The sequence below is a fragment of the Ralstonia sp. Ralssp135 genome, assembly GCF_047304345.1.
GTDB lineage: Bacteria > Pseudomonadota > Gammaproteobacteria > Burkholderiales > Burkholderiaceae > Ralstonia > Ralstonia chuxiongensis.
The window spans coordinates 13,842-32,283 of sequence record NZ_JBGLYZ010000050.1 but is presented as its reverse complement, the minus strand read 5'-3'; the positions used below and the strand labels follow the sequence as shown (position 1 = coordinate 32,283).

15 protein-coding genes are annotated in these 18,442 nt (G+C 63.8%); 2 read left to right on the top strand and 13 right to left on the bottom strand.

Going from position 1 to position 18,442, the window contains the following annotated elements:
* The first annotated feature begins 901 nt into the window (after positions 1-901).
* Positions 902-2,404 carry a diguanylate cyclase gene (locus tag ACCD03_RS23280; protein ID WP_413413031.1) on the top strand — a complete coding sequence of 501 codons (1,503 nt, stop codon included), beginning with the start codon at positions 902-904 and terminating at the stop codon, positions 2,402-2,404.
* Positions 2,405-2,470: 66 nt separating this feature from the next.
* Here ACCD03_RS23280 and ACCD03_RS23275 read toward each other — a convergent pair whose 3' ends face one another.
* Together ACCD03_RS23275 and ACCD03_RS23270 are read right to left on the bottom strand one after the other, a co-directional pair.
* Positions 2,471-3,736, bottom strand: coding sequence for a hypothetical protein (locus ACCD03_RS23275; RefSeq protein WP_325649008.1), 1,266 nt, complete (start codon positions 3,734-3,736; stop codon positions 2,471-2,473).
* A 63-nt stretch (positions 3,737-3,799) separates the two neighbouring features.
* On the bottom strand, positions 3,800-6,058 hold the full coding sequence (locus ACCD03_RS23270; RefSeq protein WP_413413028.1) for a LamG-like jellyroll fold domain-containing protein: 2,259 nt from the start codon (positions 6,056-6,058) through the stop codon (positions 3,800-3,802).
* Between the two features lie 308 nt (positions 6,059-6,366).
* On the opposite strand from ACCD03_RS23270, the gene ACCD03_RS23265 reads away from it, so the two are divergent.
* Positions 6,367-7,284: a LysR family transcriptional regulator gene (locus ACCD03_RS23265; protein ID WP_260799928.1), complete on the top strand. Its 918-nt coding sequence runs from the start codon at positions 6,367-6,369 to the stop codon at positions 7,282-7,284.
* A gap of 36 nt (positions 7,285-7,320) precedes the next feature.
* Here the strand turns inward: ACCD03_RS23265 and ACCD03_RS23260 are convergent, their stop codons facing one another.
* The 11 genes from ACCD03_RS23260 to ACCD03_RS23210 all read right to left on the bottom strand — a co-directional run bounded on the left by ACCD03_RS23260 (position 7,321) and on the right by ACCD03_RS23210 (position 18,343).
* Complete coding sequence (locus tag ACCD03_RS23260; protein ID WP_413413026.1) at positions 7,321-8,103, bottom strand: substrate-binding domain-containing protein; 783 nt, start codon at positions 8,101-8,103, stop codon at positions 7,321-7,323.
* Between the two features lie 55 nt (positions 8,104-8,158).
* The gene (locus tag ACCD03_RS23255) at positions 8,159-9,454 is read right to left on the bottom strand and encodes an MFS transporter (RefSeq protein ID WP_413413035.1); all 1,296 of its coding nucleotides are present in this window, start codon (positions 9,452-9,454) and stop codon (positions 8,159-8,161) included.
* Between the two features lie 224 nt (positions 9,455-9,678).
* Positions 9,679-10,578: an alpha/beta fold hydrolase gene (locus ACCD03_RS23250; RefSeq protein ID WP_413413024.1), complete on the bottom strand. Its 900-nt coding sequence runs from the start codon at positions 10,576-10,578 to the stop codon at positions 9,679-9,681.
* A gap of 79 nt (positions 10,579-10,657) precedes the next feature.
* Positions 10,658-11,539, bottom strand: coding sequence for an alpha/beta fold hydrolase (locus ACCD03_RS23245; protein WP_253536443.1), 882 nt, complete (start codon positions 11,537-11,539; stop codon positions 10,658-10,660).
* 109 nt (positions 11,540-11,648) lie between these two features.
* Positions 11,649-12,452, bottom strand: coding sequence for a substrate-binding domain-containing protein (locus ACCD03_RS23240; protein ID WP_413413022.1), 804 nt, complete (start codon positions 12,450-12,452; stop codon positions 11,649-11,651).
* Positions 12,453-12,491: 39 nt separating this feature from the next.
* A complete protein-coding gene (locus ACCD03_RS23235; protein WP_413413020.1) occupies positions 12,492-13,433 on the bottom strand; it encodes an SMP-30/gluconolactonase/LRE family protein in 942 nt (313 codons plus the stop codon).
* A complete protein-coding gene (locus ACCD03_RS23230) occupies positions 13,430-14,731 on the bottom strand; it encodes an MFS transporter (RefSeq protein ID WP_413413018.1) in 1,302 nt (433 codons plus the stop codon). The genes ACCD03_RS23235 and ACCD03_RS23230 overlap by 4 nt, the downstream gene beginning before the upstream one ends.
* A gap of 9 nt (positions 14,732-14,740) precedes the next feature.
* Positions 14,741-15,562 (bottom strand): amidohydrolase family protein, encoded by an 822-nt coding sequence (locus ACCD03_RS23225; RefSeq protein ID WP_413413016.1) that lies wholly within the window; start codon positions 15,560-15,562, stop codon positions 14,741-14,743.
* 2 nt (positions 15,563-15,564) lie between these two features.
* Entirely contained in the window at positions 15,565-16,398 is an 834-nt protein-coding gene (locus ACCD03_RS23220) for an SDR family NAD(P)-dependent oxidoreductase (protein ID WP_316674177.1), read from the bottom strand.
* Between the two features lie 38 nt (positions 16,399-16,436).
* The gene (locus ACCD03_RS23215; protein ID WP_413413014.1) at positions 16,437-17,000 is read right to left on the bottom strand and encodes a carboxymuconolactone decarboxylase family protein; all 564 of its coding nucleotides are present in this window, start codon (positions 16,998-17,000) and stop codon (positions 16,437-16,439) included.
* Between the two features lie 26 nt (positions 17,001-17,026).
* Complete coding sequence (locus ACCD03_RS23210) at positions 17,027-18,343, bottom strand: cation:dicarboxylate symporter family transporter (protein ID WP_253536436.1); 1,317 nt, start codon at positions 18,341-18,343, stop codon at positions 17,027-17,029.
* Positions 18,344-18,442 lie beyond the last annotated feature (99 nt).

Below are 18,442 nucleotides of genomic sequence, written 5' to 3'. Positions count from 1 at the left end.
CCACCCGGCCCGCCCTTGAAAGCGCGCGAGTGTCTGCCGGCGAATCGCTGAGCGATGCCGTCCAGAGGTACTGAATAGATCAGGTCGCTACACCCGGCTGCCGTTGGTGCGGCAGCGGGATGGATTATAGCGATGGGGGCTCCGTCCAACTTCCGATTCTGTGCCTCCGGCCGCTGGGCCCCAAAGACCACGCACGCACTGCGCAACTTGGTCCAATGCGTGCGGCGGTCGGCCCTGGCTGGAACACATCCGCCCTTCTACTCCCCGCTGTCTTCCTGCAGACGGCCGAGCGCCGCAGTTTTAGGCGCGTGTGTCGACCTCAAACATTCGATCTCGGCAGTCTGAGGGCGACACGTCACCGTCAGACAGTGGCGCGTGGCCCTGAGAGGCCCGAACGCGGCCCAAAAACATCCGATGCATCGGACCTTCGAGGCCCGATCTTGGCCCTCAAACACTCGACGCTGGCCCCTTGAGGCCGACGTTCCACCGTCCGAGGGTCGAAGCCGGGTGCCAGAGGTCGAAATTTTCGAGCTTGGACTGCGGAAGGCGAGTGTTTGACACTCGCGCTCCGCCCGCAGAGGTTCAAGCTCGACTGTTGGAGGTCCGCGTTCGGGCCTTTGGGCGGGGGAGGTCCGATGCAGGCGAGCCTGTCAGCAGTTTCGTGTGAAGGCCGAAGGCCACCGCGATCGCCGGTTGAGCCGCATACAGGCTTGGTGGTATCTCGGCCGAATTGGAAAGGCCTGCAATAAAAGCGGCTCGTCGGACTGCAGTTTTCCTGTCTTGTGCCGATTACCAGCGGTGATGGCGTGCCACGCACGCATCAATACCGCCCCAGACCGACCGCAGTCTGCCTCCTCAAACAGGCAGACACGCGGTCTGTCGTTGCGCCCAAGACCACGACATGCCCCTTCGCCCCCTCACCCGACGGCTGGCCACATCGGCAGGCCACCATCCCTTTATCGTTGGTGCGCTGGGGACGCTGCTGACATTGATTGTCCTGGCAATCAGTGCGCTGACACTGTGGGCCAACCGCGAAACGGCCATCGAGCACGCTAACGAAACCTCAAGGAATGTCGCTGCCGTTCTGGCAAGCCACATCTCGCGCACCGTTGAATCGGCAGATCAGTCGCTGCAGACGCTGATCGCCGCACTCGACAAACCCAGCATCCGACACCTCGATCCAGAGATCCGGCACGATCTGCTGTTCAGCCCGACAGCCTCTGCCCGGTATGTCACGGGCATGGGCGTCACAGACGACAAGGGCCGGCTCATCGACGGTTGCTGTTCTGTGACGCACCACTGGGATTTCAGCGACCGCGATTACTTCATCGTCCATCGCGACAACGCAAACGTTGGCCTCTACACGTCCGCCGTCTATAAGGCGCGCTCACGCGCAGGCGTGGAGGCCATTGCGCTGAGCCGAAGGATGAACCGAGCCGATGGGACATTCGCGGGCACCGCGCTGGTCGCAATCGATCTCGATTACTTCAAGCAGCTTCTTGAGAAGCTCGATGTCGGGCCGCGCGGCATCACGGCCATCGTTCGCATCGACGGAACGCTTGTGGCGAGAAATCCGCCGCTAGGCGCAGCCCGCGCGCTCAATTTCGGCAAATCGTTGACGTTCCCGCGCATGGTGAATCAGGAGTCCGGCTTCTACGTAGCACCGTCGGCCAGCGACGGCGTGCTGCGCCTCTACACGTTTCAACGTGTGCCGGGCACCCCCTTCATCGCCGTGGTGGCTCCGGCAATGAACGATGCACTTGCACCCTGGCAACGGCTGTCGTGGATCGTCGGGTTGTCGTCGCTGTCGGTCAGTCTTGCCTTCTGCGCAGGTGTCTGGCTCCTGGCTTTTGCGCTGCGGGGGCGCGTGATGGCGGAAAACCACCTGCGCGAGCTTACGCAAACCGACCCGCTGACCGGCCTGAAGAACAGGCGCGCACTGAATGTCGCGCTAGAGAACGAGTGGGACCGCCTGCAACGGAATGACAGTCGCCTATCCGTGCTGTTTGTCGATGCCGACCACTTCAAACGCTACAACGACGAGCACGGGCATGCCCAGGGCGACTCCGCGCTCCAGTACCTCGCCCACTGCATTTCGAAGCATGCGCGTCGACGCGGCGACCTCGCAGCCCGATACGGCGGTGAAGAGTTTGTGGTGTTGTTGCCCGATACGGGCGAAACCGGCGCCAGGCAAATCGCTGAAGCGATACGTGCCGAAGTCGAAGGAAACCGCACCGCAGAAGGGAGCCCAGGCTTGGCTCCATTCACCGTGAGCGTCGGATCCGCTACGGCGCGCCGCTCGAGCTTCCCGTCGCTGGATGCATTGACCAAGGCCGCGGACGATGCGCTCTACGAGGCCAAGCGCAAAGGGAGAAACCGCGTTGACTACGCAACGACTGCGTAGCCTCGCAGGCAGGGCGTGCTCGCGGCTATAACCCGCAAGCAGCCCCGCATGAGCGCCACGCGCCGGTTATTGCAGCGTGGCCCCTCCCCCGCCGAGATACAGACCGAGCAGGCGCGCAAACTGGCCACCGTCGGTGTTGATCGTCGTCTGGTACGTGCCGCCCGAGCCGAAGACGACCGCGAAGGTATGGCCGTCGCCGTATTCCTGTGTGTTGCGCAGCATGTAGTCGACTCGGTTATCGCGATAGTGCTGGTTGGTGCCGCCCGGCGTGCTGGACGGCACACCCAGGGGCGTCTGCCACCAGAGAATCGGCAACCCATTGCCCAACGCAGTCCGATAGTCCAGGTAACTGCTTTGCGACTGATGGAAATTCGGCGTGTTGATGTTGGCCTCGTCCCAGTAGAACGTGCCGCTGCGGCCCGTGCATTCCGACACCGTGGCGGCTTCGAGGCAGCCGGCATCACGGTCGCTGGTCTGGGCGACGATGAAGTCGGCCTGGTGCGCACCGGCGGCACGCATTTCCCCCGCAACCGCACTCGGTGATCCTGACCAGAACGCCGGCGGGAAGCCGATCAGCGCCTTGGGAGCGATCTGGCGCGCCATCTGCACCAGACACTGCCCGATGCCGGCGGCTGTGTTGGGCAGGCTGCTGCATTCGGGCTGGCTGTTCACCACCGCGGCCATCTGCGTTGGGTCATGGCTCGGTGCCTGCGCCCACACATAGCCCCAGAAGTCGGGCTCGAGGTTGACCAACACGGGCGCGTTCAGAGCGGCAATGCGTTGATACATCAACCGCGCCTGGCTCCAGTACGTGTTCATGAACGTCGTGTCGGTGATGCCGCTGAGGTTGCCGTCACCGTTCTGCGCCATCTGATAAAACGTGAACATCGGCGTTGCGCCATACGCCTGGGCGGCCTGCGCGCTGTACGTGATGTAGGCACCGTCAGGGCTGTTCCAGTACGGCCACGAGCCAGGTCCCGCGCCTACGAGGTAGACGTCGATGATGTCCGGCCGAATGCCCTGGCTTTGCATATCCGAAATCGACTGGCCCGAACCGAGGCCGACAAGCACGCGCGAAGGCTTGCCCAACTTGGCGACGAGCGCGGCGCTGGCCGACAGGCTGGATGCGCTGCCGCCCGTGGTTCCGCCTCCAGTTCCGCCGCCATTTCCACCGGTCTGGCCACCCGTGGTGCCTCCGTTGGTGCCGCCTTGCGTTCCAGTGCCGCTGCCTGTCGTGCTACTGCCCTGCGTGCTATCGGACCCGCCGCCGCAGCCAAATAGCGCGAACGCAATCGCGGCGACGGCAATCCATCGTTGAGAAAACACGGTCATCGAAAAAACATCCTTGAAAGAAAAGGGGTATCTGGTTGCTGGGCCCCATCGGGCCCGTGGCAATCAGCTCGCCATGACCGACGCAACCTGGGCAGCGCTGAGCGCACCGCGATAGATGCGGAAATCGTCGATCCGGCCGCTGAAGGTCGGGTCTGTGCTGTATTGCGATTTGCCCAGCCAGTTCTGTGTGGTGCTCTCCAGGCGGAACGGTGCCTGGAACATGGCTGTGTTGGTGCTCACGGCGGCACCGTCCACGTACAGCGTGCCGGTGGAGCCCGATAGCGTCACGGCAACATGCACCCATCGCTTACTGGGCAGCTCGGTGGGGGCGTCGATGATCTGTTCCGGAGGGCCATCGCCCGGGCCATTGGCCGTCATGGCAAAGCGCATGCCGGCCCAGCCGCTACGCAACTGCCCGCGGGGCGTCAACATCATGTAACGGTGAAAGCCCGTTCCGAAGTCAAACAGGCGGGCCCATGTTTGTGAGCCATCCCAGAACACCCACGCCGCGATGGTGAAGTCCGACACATTGACCAGGAGGTCGTTGGGCAACGCCACGTAGGCGCCAGAGCCGTTGAGCGAGACCGCGTTGCTGCTCCGTCCGGCGCCCCATGCCGCGCCGTTGAGCGTGCCGTTGCGCCTGTTGCCGGAGCTATCGGCTGCGGTGGTGCCGCTGCCCTCATCGAAAGCAAGATGCGTAAGCAGCTGCACCGCCGTGATGGCCTTCACCTCGTTGGAGACAGCCGATTCACCACCAATCGTTTGCGCTGTCACGACATAAAAATATGTGCCGGCTGCGGGCGGCATATCGGTATAGGTCAGCAGGTCTGTGATGCCGCTGCGGATGGTGGTGTACGGGCCACCGGCAATCGTGGCGCGCTTGACGTTGTAGCTGGTGGCGTTGCTGGTGCCCCACCACGACAACACGACCTTGCCCGCGCTGGCATAGCCGGTTAGGCCACTCGGTGCCGCGGCGGGTGTTCCAGGGTCGAGCGTGCACGTGAGCGTGCCGTAGCCCAGCTGATCGAAGCCGCCACTGTTGGGGCCGTAGTTGCCGCCACCGCCTTCCGGCGCCACGAGGTCGGCTGCGCGCTTCGTGTAAGGCGCCGCCAGGCCTTTACGGTTGATGTAATGGTTGGCCACCAGCGCCCAGCACGGCCGGCCCAGGGCGCCGCCCTGCCCACCGGTGGACAACTGCGTCTGGATGACGCCGGCGCTGTTCTGGTACGTAACGAAGGGCACCGTGTAGAACGCGCCGTCCGGCTGCGTCAGGTTGGCTTTGGCGACGTATTCGGCGCCCGCAAGGAAGCGGTTGTTGTCATAGCCGTACAAATCGATGCCCTGATTCCAGGCCATCTCGCAAATGGCACCCGTCAAGGCAATGCCGAGCGTGGTGTGGCCCTGATCGCGGCCGGCTTCCTGCCATTGTCCGAGGTTGCCGGGGTGCATGTAGTACACGGCTTGCCGGATACAACCGTTGCTGCCCCCGGTCTTGAAATGGGTGATGGCCTCGTTGACGAGATCGGCGTCATCACACAGCACGCCAATGGCCAGAATGCACGCGATGTTGGCCAGGCCCCAGTTGGCCCAGTAATGCGTGTCCAGGGCGGTGTCGATACGCGTCAGGAAAGCATGACTGACAGGGTAGAAAACCTTGCGCATCATCGACTGGAACGCGGCCAGGCCGGCCGGACTCCAGCCGCTGTAGCTGCGCATGATTTCGGCCGCGTTGGCGAACTCGTAGCCGTAGATGCCGGCGGCCAACGCCACGTCGCTGCCGCCCAGCGTCGTCAGCGTCGAGGCCCACTGGTCCAGATATTCGATGGCTTTGTCGGCGTATTGCTTGTCGTTCGACACTTTCCAGCGCAGCGCGTCGCCGTAAGCAGCGGCGATGTCGTGGTAGAGCGTGCCGTAGTTCTGTCCATGCGTCGGGTCATTGCCCCGGTAGATGGCGGTTTGCGGATTCGGTTTGTTCGTCAGGCGCGTGTGGCCATTCGCAACCAGCACGTTCCAGCTATCGATCCAGGGAGACGCGTGAGCCCCCACCTTGGTGCGCATGCGCGCGAAATCCGCTTCGGTATGCAGCAGGCCGGGATGCGTAAAACTCTGGATCTGCACGGTGCCCGCGGGAGGCGCGACGGGCGTCTTGTTGATCGGGGCGCCCGGCGCGGTGGTGCTCCCGCCTGCCGTTGTTGCCGGGGCGACGCTCGCAGCGTCGGCATCGTCGCCCGCGCCCCCGCAACCGGCCAGCAGCGAGGCCCCCAGCCCCATCACGAAATGTCGGCGCGAAATCTTCGCCCCGGGTTCCTGCTTGTTGCTCATACACCCTCCCAACTTTTTTTGTTGTCGTCAAACCGTGCGCAAGGCTGCACGAACCGTGCCACACCCCCTACCAAAGAGGGGTGACGTGGCTTGGCGCGCCATGTGACACGAAGCGTCAGCACATTTCAATGCATTGGCAGGTTTGATGAGCTTTTTTGATAAAGCGCGGGTGCGCGTTCCGGCATGGTTCCTTGCGCAAAATGGGTGCATTACCGTGACAGCAGCATCGCTTCCGTCCTTCTCCGCCCCGTGTCACCCCGTGATAAATCGCGCAAAATGCTGCGCATCTGAGATGTGGAGGCAAGCCGGTGGGCATCAATTTCGATTTGACGGACTTGCAGGCATTTCGCGCGGTGGTGGAGTTGGGCAACTTCCGAAAGGCCGCCGAGGCGATCAGCATTTCCCAGCCCGCGTTGAGCCGACGGATCGATAAGCTCGAGAGCGCGCTGGGTGTGCCCTTGTTCGAACGCACCACACGCAGCGTCACGCTCACCACCGTCGGGCGCGTGTTTGCCCGCAGTGCTGAACAATTGCTCGACGACCTGGACGTCGCCCTGCTCGGCATCCGCGACGTTTCATCGAGCCGCCTCGGGCACGTGACCATCGCATGCGTGCCGTCGGTGGCCTATTACTTTCTGCCGAACCTGATTGCGACCTACCACCGCCGCTTTCCGCGCATCAGGGTCAAGCTGCTGGATGCAAGCGCGAACGAAGTGCTCGGTGCAGTCATCAGCGGCGAGGCAGATTTTGGCGTGAGCTTCATGGGCAGCCAGGAGCCCGAGATCGAATTCAAGATGCTGCTGCAGGAGCGGTTTGTTGCAGCTTGCCGGCGCGATCATCCGCTCGCCCGCAAGAAGCGCGTGACGTGGAACGAGCTGTACGCGCACGAATACGTGTCAGTAGACAAGACGTCAGGCAACCGCCTGTTGCTGGACCAGGCGCTGTCAGCCGTGGCGCCGCGAGCGCCCAGCGTGTGCGAGACGCGGCACGTCACCACCATGCTGGGGTTGGTTGAAGCGGGGCTTGGCGTTGCCGCGGTGCCATCGATGGCCATGCCGGGGCGTGACCACCCGATTCTCACGAGCGTGCCGCTGGTGGAGCCGGTGGTGAACCGGCGCGTAGGCATCGTGAAACGGCGCGGCCGTGCGCTGACACCAGCCGCGGAGGAATTTCACCGGATGATCATTGAAGCGAAGCGTGGCGGCGTGACAGCAAGCAACGCATAGCCATGACCGTTTGGCGTGCCACGCGGGCGCGGTGCCTCAATGGGCAAGTACCGAATCGAGCCCAGTCGATTTGACGTCTGCCTGCACACCGGGCGAAGCAAGATAGTCGAGAAGCGCCTTGGCTTCCTTCGGATGCTGTGCGCCAACGGGGACGCCCGCGGCAAAGCGCGTAACCGATTGCAGCGACTCCGGGATCTTTCCGACGAAGGTTGCGCCCTGCACCGGCAGCAACTCGCTCACTTGCTGAAAGCCGATTTCATAGTCGCCGGTGGCCACCACCGACGCCACCGGAATGCGCGGGATCATCTTCGCTTTCGCCTTGACCTGATCTTCAATACCGAGCTTCTTGAACAGCTCGCGCTCGATATAGACGCCGCTTGCGCTGTCCGAGTAGGCAATCGACTTGGCATGCAGCAGCGCTTGCTTGAGCCCCTCCGGCGAGCTGATGTCGGGCTTGGCCGCGCCTTCGCGCACAACCATGCCGATGCGCGAGTCGGCCAGTTCCACGCGCGAGTCTGGAATGACCTTGCCTTGCTTGATCAGATCGTCGAGCGCGTAGCCGACCATGATCACGGCGTCGGCAGGCTCACCGCGCGCGAGCCGATTCGGAATCGCTTCGGGCGATTTGCCCATCGAGGGTCCAAGCGCGGTGTTGAGCGTGTTGCCCGTCTGCGATGCAAATTTCGGCCCGAGCACCTTGTAGGCGGCGGTGAAGCCACCGGAGCTCATGACGTGCAGCTCGGCAGCCTGAACGTTGACCGCAATAGCCGAGGTGGCGACGAGCGCGGCTGCGCACAGTTTCAGAAACAGAGTCTTCATGGTGGTGGTCATGCCAGGTCGTACGTGTTTGTGAATATGCGGAACGCGCTGTGCGTCAGTGCGCCGGTGCCAGCACCACCGCGCGACGACGATAGAGCGTCAACGTCGCCAGGAGCGCGCACACGGCGGCAAAACTCATCCAGTAGCCGGGGGCCGCCTTGTCGCCCGTCATGTGGATGGCGGCCGTCGAGATGGCGGGGGTAAACCCACCAAACACTGCCGTCGCAAGGCTATAAGCGAGCGAGAACCCTGCAACGCGCACCTGCACGGGCATCACTTCTGTGAGCGCGACAACCATCGCGCCGTTGTAGATGCCGTACATGAACGACAGCCACAGCAGCACGAGCAGCATGTTCATGAAGCTCGGCGCGTGCGCGAGAAACGACAGCGCCGGGTACGCGGTGGCAATGGTGAGCACCGTCATGCCGATCAGCAGCGGCCGGCGACCGATCCTGTCGGAGAGCGCACCACCAATCGGCAGCCAGACGAAGTTCGACACCCCCACGCAGAGCGTAACGAGCAGGCTGTCGGCCGTGCTCAGGTGCAGGACCGTCTTGCCGAAAGTCGGCGCATAGACGGTGATGAGATAGAAGCTCGTGGTGGTCATCGCCACCAGCATCATGCCGGCGATAACAACGCCCCAGTTTTGCACCAGCGTGCTGAATACGTCCTTCATGCTCGGACGATGCTTGCGTGCCTTGAACTCCTGCGTTTCTTCAAGATTGCGGCGCAGCGCGAAGATGAACGGCACGATCATGCAACCGACGAAGAACGGCACGCGCCATCCCCATGCAGCAATGGCCGGCGCACTCAGCCATTGGTTGAGCACAAACCCGAGGCCCGCCGCCACGACGATCGCGACCTGCTGGCTGGCGGACTGCCAGCTCGTGAAGAAACCCTTGCGGCCCGGCGTGGCCATCTCGGCCAAATAGACCGATACGCCGCCCAACTCGGCACCCGCCGAGAAGCCCTGCAGGAGGCGCCCAAGCAACACGAGCGCGGGCGCCAGGAGGCCGATCGTGGCGTAGCCGGGAACAAACGCGATCAGCACGGTCCCGCTTGCCATGATGGACAGTGTGACGATCAGGCCCTTTCGGCGGCCGACATCGTCAATGTACGCACCCAGCACGACGGCGCCCAGCGGCCGCATGAGGAACCCGGCCCCAAAAACGGCGAAGGTCATCATCAGCGAGGCGAATTCGCTGTCGGTGGGAAAGAAGACGTTGGCGATCTGCGTGGCGTAGAAGCCAAACAGGAAGAAGTCGAACTGCTCCAGGAAATTCCCGGCGGTGACGCGGAAGACCGCGGCGGCCTTTGATTGCCCGGTCGAAAGGCTGGACTGGGGGTGCATCGAGGTGTCTCCTGGAAGCCAAAAAAAGAATACGCCGTCGAACGGCGTTTTGTCGTTTTGGCAATATTCGCCGGGAGACCGACAAACGAGAAGTGCAATTTTCGGAAGGATTGATGTGCTTTGGTTATCAATCCCTTTGCCCTTCCTCGCGGGGTTTTCCGTCCAGCTAGGCAAGCTGTGGAGGCGAATCACGGACCCAGCCTCCACATGGCAAGCACGCTTGATTACTGTTTGGCCGGTTCTGCGTACACGCGCTTGGCAAACGTTGCGATCGCATCTGCCATCGCCTTGGGCTGTTCGGGTGCGAATGCATGGCCTGCATTCGGCACCACAACCACCGTCACGCGATCGCCGAGCATCGATTTGAGAACCTGCGAGAAGCGGCGCGGCGCCACTGCATCGTGCTCGGCCTGGAGGTCCAGGATCGGCGCGTTGCCCGCAGCGAAGTACGCATCCACGGGCGTCACGTTGCGGGCATGGGACTCCGCTTCATGCGTCTCTTCGTGCCAGCCACCGAGCCATACGCGCGGGTCATTGCCCGGCGCAAAGAAGGCCTGTCGCAGATACGCAAGGCGCTGCTCTTCCGAAAGACGCATATCACCCGCGCCGTCGATGGCTTTACGCATCTCTGCGTTGATCGGCTTTTCGGTCGAGCCCGGCGGCACCTTGCCGGCCGACGCCGCAACCAGAACGACGCCGCGCACCAGCTCGGGTCGATCCACGGCCACCATGCGTGCCGGGAAGTTACCCCAGGCGTGGCCGACCACAACTGCGGGCCCTTGCTTCTCGTGCTCGATCACAGCGGCCACATCGGCGGCAAAGGCATGCATGTCCAGATTGGTCATCGGGCCTTTGCTCTGGCCGATGCCGCGCGGCTCGGGGCGCAATACGCGGAAGCCATCGGCGACGAGCTGGCTTGCGACCTGGTCGTAATCGCGCCCCGAACGGCCCAGCGAAGGCAGGATGACGATCAGCGGCCCCTTGCCCTGGCGCATCACCTCGATCTGCACGTTGCTGTACTTGACCAGTTCACGATCAATCTGACCGGCATCCGTTGCTGCCAGTGCAGAGAAGGAAAGCATGACCGCAGCCAATGCGGTACAGCCGTACTTGATCAATTTCATGATGTTCTCCTTGGTGTGCTTGGTGTGGATAGACATGCCGCGCGGATGCGTCGGCCTGCGTGTTGTTGTGTTGACGGAATCAGGACGCGCCCGCATAGACACGTCGGGCAAAGCGCGCGATGGCGCGGCTCATCGCCGCGGGCTGCTCGGGCGCCATGGCGTGCCCGGCATCGGGAATCACTTCCACCGTCACGCGGTTGCCCAGCATGGGCTTGAACACGTTGGGCACGACCACGGCGTCGTACTGCGCTTGCAGATCAAGCATGGGCACCGTGCCGCCCGCGAAGTACGCATCCACAGGCGTGACGTTGCGAGCGTGGGCCTGCGCGTGGTGCGCATCCGAATACCAGCCTCCGAGCCACGGCTTGGGGTCGTGGCCGGGCGCGAAGAACGCCTGACGCAGATATTCCAGGCGCTTTGCCTCGGGCAGCGCGAGGTTGCCGGAGCCGTCAATCGCTTCGCGCAATCGGCCGTAGGGCTTCTCGTTGGAACCGGGCGGCAGCTTGCCGGCAGAGGCTGCAGCCATGACAAGGCCCCTCACCAAGTCAGGCCGATCCACCGCCAGCATGCGCGCCGGCTGGCTGCCCCAGGCATGCCCCACCACGACAACGGGCCCCGTCTTTTCCTGATCGAGCACGGCGGCAACGTCGGCTGCAAACGCATGCATGTCGAGATTCGTCATCGGGCCCTTGCTCTGGCCGATGCCGCGCGGTTGCGGCCGCAGGACACGCAGCCCATCGGCTGCAAGCAGGCGGGCCACCTCGTCGTAGTCTTCCGCGCCGCGCCCAAGCGACGGCAGGATGACGACCGTCGGGCCACGCCCCTGGCTAAGGGTTTCGATCTGCACATCGCCGTGACGCACGAGCGCTCGCTGTACGTCTGGACCGGTTTGCGTCGACGTGGCGCAGGCGGACATCATCAGAATCAATGCGGCGCCCAGTAGGCATTTCTGCAACGTCATGGAGTCTCCTTGTTCCGGGACGTGGCCCGGTTATGTTTGTTTCGGGCAGCAGTTGCCCCTCGCGGCTGGAAACCCAGCGCGATGCATCGGACAACCGCAACGAATCAGGCTATTTCTGCTTGGCGGAAATCGGGTCGAGCCCCGTCTGGACCAGCTTGGCGGCGACTTCCGGAGAACGCAGATACGTGATGAGACCTTCGGCGGCCTGGCGCTCCTTTGCATCCTTTGCCACCGCAACGGCGATCACGCTGGTCTTCTGCACTTCAGCAGGCAGTGGCCCCACATACTGGATGCCGCCGAACGCCCGCAGCTCGCTGATCTGCTGCAGGCCCAGATCCGCCTCGCCGCGCTCAAGCGCCGAGCCGACCAGTTCCTTGCCCCGGATCAGCACGCTCTTGGCCTTCATCTGCTCGGCAATCCCGAGACGCGCGAACAGCGTGCCGGTGATGTAGGTACCGCTCGCCCCTTCCGAAAACGCCACCGACTTGGCCGCCAGCAATGTTTGGCGCAGATCGTCGACGGTCTGGATATTCGGTTTGGGCAAGCCCTTGCGCACCGCCACGCCCACGCCTGACGCCACCAGGTCAACGCGCGACTCCGGAATGAAGCGGCCTTGCTTCACTTGGTCCGTCAAGGCGGCGCCGATCATGAAGCAGACGTCCATCGGCTCGCCGTTTTTGATGCGCATCGGCAAGGCGTCGGGCGAGGTGCCATAGGACGGCCCCCACGCGATGATCAGATGGTTGCCCGACTGCTGCTCGTACGCCGGTATGACCTTCTCGAAGGCCGCGTGCAACGCGCCGGTCGCCAGCACGTGGATATCAGCGGCCCAGGTGGCACTGGCAGCGGCAATAAGCGGTATTGCACACAAGCTGCGCACTGCAAAGCGGCGCGCGGTGGATTGGAATGGCATGTCGTGTCTCCTCGTTCGTTGTTGGTGTGGGGTACAGCGCTAGACCGCCCCGCGTGTATTCACGTACAGGGCATAGAGCGATGTGGTGGACGCCATGAACAGGCGATTGAGCTGTCGCCCGCCGAAGCACAGGTTCGCGCAACGCTCCGGCAGTGCGATGTGACCGATCGCGGTGCCGTCGGGGGCGAACACGCGCACGCCATCAAGCTCCGCCGACCCTGTGCCCCAACCGCACCACAGGTTGCCGTGCACATCGACACGAAAGCCGTCTGGAGCACCGTCCGCTGCGTCGATCAATACACGGCGCTCGCCAAGCGCTTTGCCGTCGACCACGTCGAATGCAAGGATCTCGCGCGGCCGCGCACGTGATGCCACCACATACAACGTGCGCTCATCCGGCGAGAACGCCAATCCGTTGGGGCCGAGCACGTCGTCAGCAACACAGTCCAATCGCCCGTCGCGCGGGTCGATCCGGTAGATGCTGGCCGGCAACTGCGGCTCGGCAATCTGCCCCATGTAGTCACTCACCAGGCCGAACGGCGGATCGGTGAACCACACTGCGCCGTCGCTTGCGACCACCACATCGTTGGGCGAATTCAGCGGCTTGCCTTCAAACTCGCTGGCCAGCACGGTGAAGCTGCCGTCGTATTCCGTGCGCGTAACGCGGCGCTGACCATGCTCGCAGGCAATCAGGCGTCCTTGCCTGTCGCGCGTCAGGCCGTTGGCCTTGTCTGAGGGAGCGCGGTATGTCGCCACTGCGCCGGATGCCTCGTCCCAGCGCAGGATGCGATCGTTGGGCAGGTCAGTCCAATAGAGCGCCCCTGCGTCGCCAAACCAGACGGGGCCTTCGGCCCACCGGCAGCCGGTCCACAGGCGCTCGACCTTGGCGTGCGGCAGACGGTAGTGCTCAAAGCGCGAGTCCAGGATGCGCACGGCGGGGTCAGGCGTGCGCAGGCTCGGTTGCCACCCATCGTTGCTCATCGCTGACCCTCCTTGACACGGGCCAGCAGCACGAGAGACAGCAGCGTTGCGAGAACCAGCATGGTGCCCATGCCGATCAGCCCAGCCCTGAACGAGCCCGTGGCGTCTTTCAGCCAGCCCACCATGTAGGGGCCGAACAACCCGCCGAGGCTGCCCACGGAGTTGATGAACGCCAGACCGCCGGCGGCAGCCTGCTTATCCAGGAACGTGGCCGGAATGCTGTAGAAGCATGTGCGCACGGATGACAACCCGACTACCGCCACGGTCAAGCCCAGCATGGCCGGCACCAGCGCATCGGACGCTACCGAGGCAAAGAAGCCCAGCGCCGCCACCGCACAAGTGATCACCAGGTGCAGAACATAGCGCTGGGTGCGCGCCACCACGCGTGCCCACCCGAGCATCACCAGGGCGCCAACAACATAGGGCAGCGCCGTGGCAAAACCCACCTGCGTGTTTGTCAGATGATGCGTCTTTAGGATGGTCGGCATCCACACACCAATGCCGAGAATGCCGATGATGTAGCTGAAGAGAATGGCCGTGAGCAGCCAGACGCGTGCGTCCTTGAGCGCAGGCCCGAGGCGATGCTCGACCGCCGCGCTGCGCTCCCGTTCGATGGCAGCGGCCAGGGCGGAGCGCTCCTCTGCCGTAAGCCAGGCTGCGTTGTCCGGGCGATCAGTCAGCATGCGCAGGCACAGCAGGCCCAGCACGCAAGCCGGCAACCCCTGCAGGATGAAGAGCCATTGCCAGCCGTGCAGCCCGAGCCAACCGTCCAGCTCCAGCATCGATACCGACAGCGGCCCGCTGAACACCGACGACAACGGAATCGCAGCGAGGAACCAGCCCATCATGCGCGTGCGATACCGCGACGGAAACCACAGGGTCAGATAGAAGATGACGCCAGGAAAGAACCCCGCCTCGCCAATGCCGGCGAGCAAGCGGATCGCTGCATAGCTGTTGGGGCCCACGGCGAAGCTAGTGGCGGCGGCAAACAAACCCCACGTGATCATGATCCGCGCCAGCCAGCGACGTGCACCGTAGCGATACAACGCCAGGTTGCTCGGCACCTCGAACAGGCAATAGCCCACGTAGAAGATGCCAGCCGCCAGGCCAAACTGGGCCGCGCTCAGGCCCAAATCGCGGTTCATTGTCAGCGCGGCAAAGCCGACGTTGGTCCGGTCGAGATAGTTGACGAAGTAGGCGAGCGCCAGCAGGGGAACCAGACGCCAGGCGGCCTTGCGGCAGGCGCTCTGCTCAGCAGTGTGCTCTGCCTGTGCGGCATCGATGAAGGTGGCTTGCATGGCGATGCCTCAGAAATAGAGCCGTTGCGGGTTATGAACGAGCACGGCTTCAGCCGCTTCGGCACCGCAGGCTTCCTGCACAAATGCAAGCAGGCTGCTGTCATCGGGCACGTCGCCCTTGATGTTGGGGTGCGGCCAATCCGTACCCCAGATGGCCCGCTCGGGCGCCGCCTGCACCAGCCGCCTGACCAGGGGCAGCGCTGCAGTCCACGGCGGCGCTGCGCCTTGCATCAGGCGATCGACACCCGACAACTTGATCCACCGATTGTCTTTGCGCAGATGGCGCTCCAACTCGCGCACGGCAGCTTCATCCAGCGGGCGGGTCGCATCCTGCCGGGCCATGTGGTCGATGACCAGCGGCACGTCGAGGTCTTCCCACGCATCGAGCACCGGCAGAAGCTGATCCAGTTGCCCATGCAGCAGCACGTGCCAACCCATCGGCCCGACGCGCTCGGCAAGCTCGCGCAAGCGGTCCAGATCACGCTCGCCCGGCAGGTGACCCATGAAGTTGAAGCGGATGCCACGGACGCCGCCCTCGTGCAATTCGCGCAGGGCGTCGTCACTCGTGGTGTGATCGAGCAGCGCGACGCCGCGATAGCGCCCTTGCGTCATCGCCAGCGCTGACAGCAGCGCACGGTGGTCGGCCTGGTAGCACGCCGCCTGCACCAGCACGCCGTGCGCGACGCCCAACTGCTCATGCAACGCAAGCAATTGCGTCATGGGCGCTTCCGCCGGGCGATACGACGCGTCGGCGGGCAGCGGAAACGCGTCCCACGGCCCATAGATGTGCGTATGGCAATCCCACACGCCGCCGTTCAGTTCGCCTTGCATGGTCAGTCGCACCGGGCCGTCATGCCGCCATCGACCACGACTTCGGTGCCGGTGACAAAGCGCGCCTCATCAGACGCCAGGAACAGGGCGGCATGCGCGGTGTCACGCCCGTCGCCCATGAAGCCAAGCGGAATGCGTGCGAGCCGGCTTTCCAGCAGCTTGTCGACATCGCCGCCGGAACGCTGGCCTGCCAGGCGCACTTCCACCATGGGCGTATGCAACTGGCCCGGCACCACGGTGTTCACGCGGATGCCCTTCTTCGCGTACTCAACGGCCACCACCTTGGAGAGCTGGATCACGCCCGCCTTGCAAGCGGCATAGGCCACTTGTGCCGAGCCCGTCCAGCGGATGCCGGAAGTCGATGCCGTATTGACGATGGCGCCACTGCCCTGCGCTTCCATCACGGGCAGCACGTGCTTGCAGGTCAGATAGACGCTCTTGAGGTTGAACGCGACCTGCGCATCCCACTTGTCTTCCGACAACGCCACAGGGCCGCCGGCAGCGGACCCGCCAACGTTGTTCACCAGGATATCGACGCGGCCGTACTGCTCCACGCAGGCATCGACCATGCCTTTGACTGCGGTAGTGTCCGTCACGTCGCAGGTGTAGGGCGTGGCCTCACCGCCCGCCTCGCGCACGCGGCGCACCGTTTCTTCCATGGCCTCGAGGTTCTTGTCGACGGCGAATACGCGCGCTCCGGCCATCGCAAACAGCACGGCCACGGCGCGGCCATTGCCCCAGCCCGGGCCGACGCAGCCCGCGCCAGTCACGATGGCCACCTTGCCTGCCAGACGGCCCGCAGCCGTGGCTTGTTCAAATTCGGTCGTTGCTTGCACAGTGAATTCCTTGTTGCTTGTTGCTGTTACATCGGCAGTTACATCGGCAGTTGCGTCGGCAGTTCCGGTGTCGCACCGGCCGGTGCGGGCACGTTGAATGCCTTGATGGTCATGGAAATGAGCGTGTAGTAGCCGGCAATGCCAACCAGATCGACCACACCGTCTTGCCCGATGGCTTCAACCAGTTCGGCATACAGGCCGTCGTCCACTTCGCGCTTGGTATGCAGCTGTGTGAGGAAGGCGAAGACGAGCGCCTCGTCGCGCTGCTCGAATGCCGGGTTCATGCCGTCACGAATGGCGTCGATCACCGCCGGCGACACACCGGCTTCCAACGCGAACGGCTTGTGCGCGGCCCATTCGTATTCCGCCAGCCAGTAGCGGCCCATGAACAGGATGGCCAGTTCAGACAGACGCGGCGGCAGGCTGCTGTCGTAACGGCAGTAGCGTCCGAGTGCCTGTGCGCGGTCGGCCAGCAGGGGGCGATGCAGCCAGACGGCCAACGGGCCGCGCACACCCTTGCGGGGACCGTTGGCAATGGCGTCGTAGACGGCGTGCTGGTCTGCGTCCAGCGCATCAGGATTGAGGGCGGGAATGCGTTGCATGTTGGTGTTGCTCAGTGCTTAGTGGCTTAGTGGGTCAGCGCGTCTTGCGCAACCGCAGCCTGTGCGGCGGGCTTCTGCAGCTTGAGGAGAGAAGAACGGGCCTGCCCGCCGGTCTCGCGATGGAAGGCTTCGGCATCGAACGCACCTTCCCAGCGGGCGATGGCGAACACCGCCACGGTGTTGCCCACCACGTTGACGAGCGCAGTGGCAATCGCCATCACGCGGTCGATGCCGAACAGCAAGCCCAGGCCGGCCACGGGCAGCGAGCGCACCGATTGCAGCGTGGCCGCTAGCTTGACGAACGCCCCGCCGGCAACCGTGGTCCCACCCTTGGAAGTAAGGCTGAGGATGGCGAGCAGCCCGAGTTGCTGCCACAGTGAGAACGGCGTGTCCGTCGCCTGCGCAATGAAACCCACGGCGATGGCCATGTAGATGGACGTGCCGTCCAGGTTGAAGCTGTAGCCGGCGGGCAGCACGAAACCGACCACGGCCTCATCACAACCCGCGCGTTGCAGCTTCTCAACCAGACGCGGGAAGGCCACTTCGCTTGATGCCGTGCCGAAGATCAACAGCATCTCGTCGCGAATCAGCTTGAGCACGCTGAAATACGGCAGGCCGATCATCCACGTAATCGAGCTGAGCACACCGAACACGAACAGCAGCGAGGCGGCGTAATACAGCACGATGACCTTGAGCAGATAAAGCAGCGTCACGCCGCCGTAGCTGCCCACCGCCGCTGCCATGGCGCCAAACGCGCCGAGCGGTGCCAGCTTCATGATGAAACCGAGCATGCGGAACAGCACCTTCTGCGCTTCATCCATGCCACGCAGCAGAACCGAGTCCGGCCCGACCGAGAGGTTCAGCGCCAAACCGGCCAGGATGGAAATGATCAGCACCTGCACGATGTCGCCCTTGGCAAAGGCATCGACCAACGTGTGCGGAATCAGGCTGAGCAGGTAATTGACGGCCGAGATGCCGCCCGCGCCGCTGGTGGCCTTCACAGCATCGGCACTTTCGGCAAGGTTGGTGGCATGCAGCCCCACCCCAGGCTCGAATACGTTGACGAGCACAAAGCCCAGCACCATGGCCACCGTACTGACTACCTCGAAGTACACCAGCGACTTCACGCCCATGCGGCCCAGCATGCGCAAGTCGCGCACATGCGCCAGGCCCTGCACCAGCGTGCAGAAGATGATCGGGGCCAGCATCATCTTCAGCAGCGCAATGAACGCCTGCCCGATGGGTTTCATGGCAACGGCCCACTGCGGCGCGGCGATGCCGAGGACGACCGCACACGCCAGGCCGATCAAGACCTGCACGTGCAGCTTCTTCAGATGTTTCATGGTGTCTCCTGCGTCCAGTCATTCAGCGCTCTGCCGCTACCTGGCGGCACCAGCGTGCTGGACTTGTCTTGCTTGAAAGGCGGTCGTCACTGGGAGGGT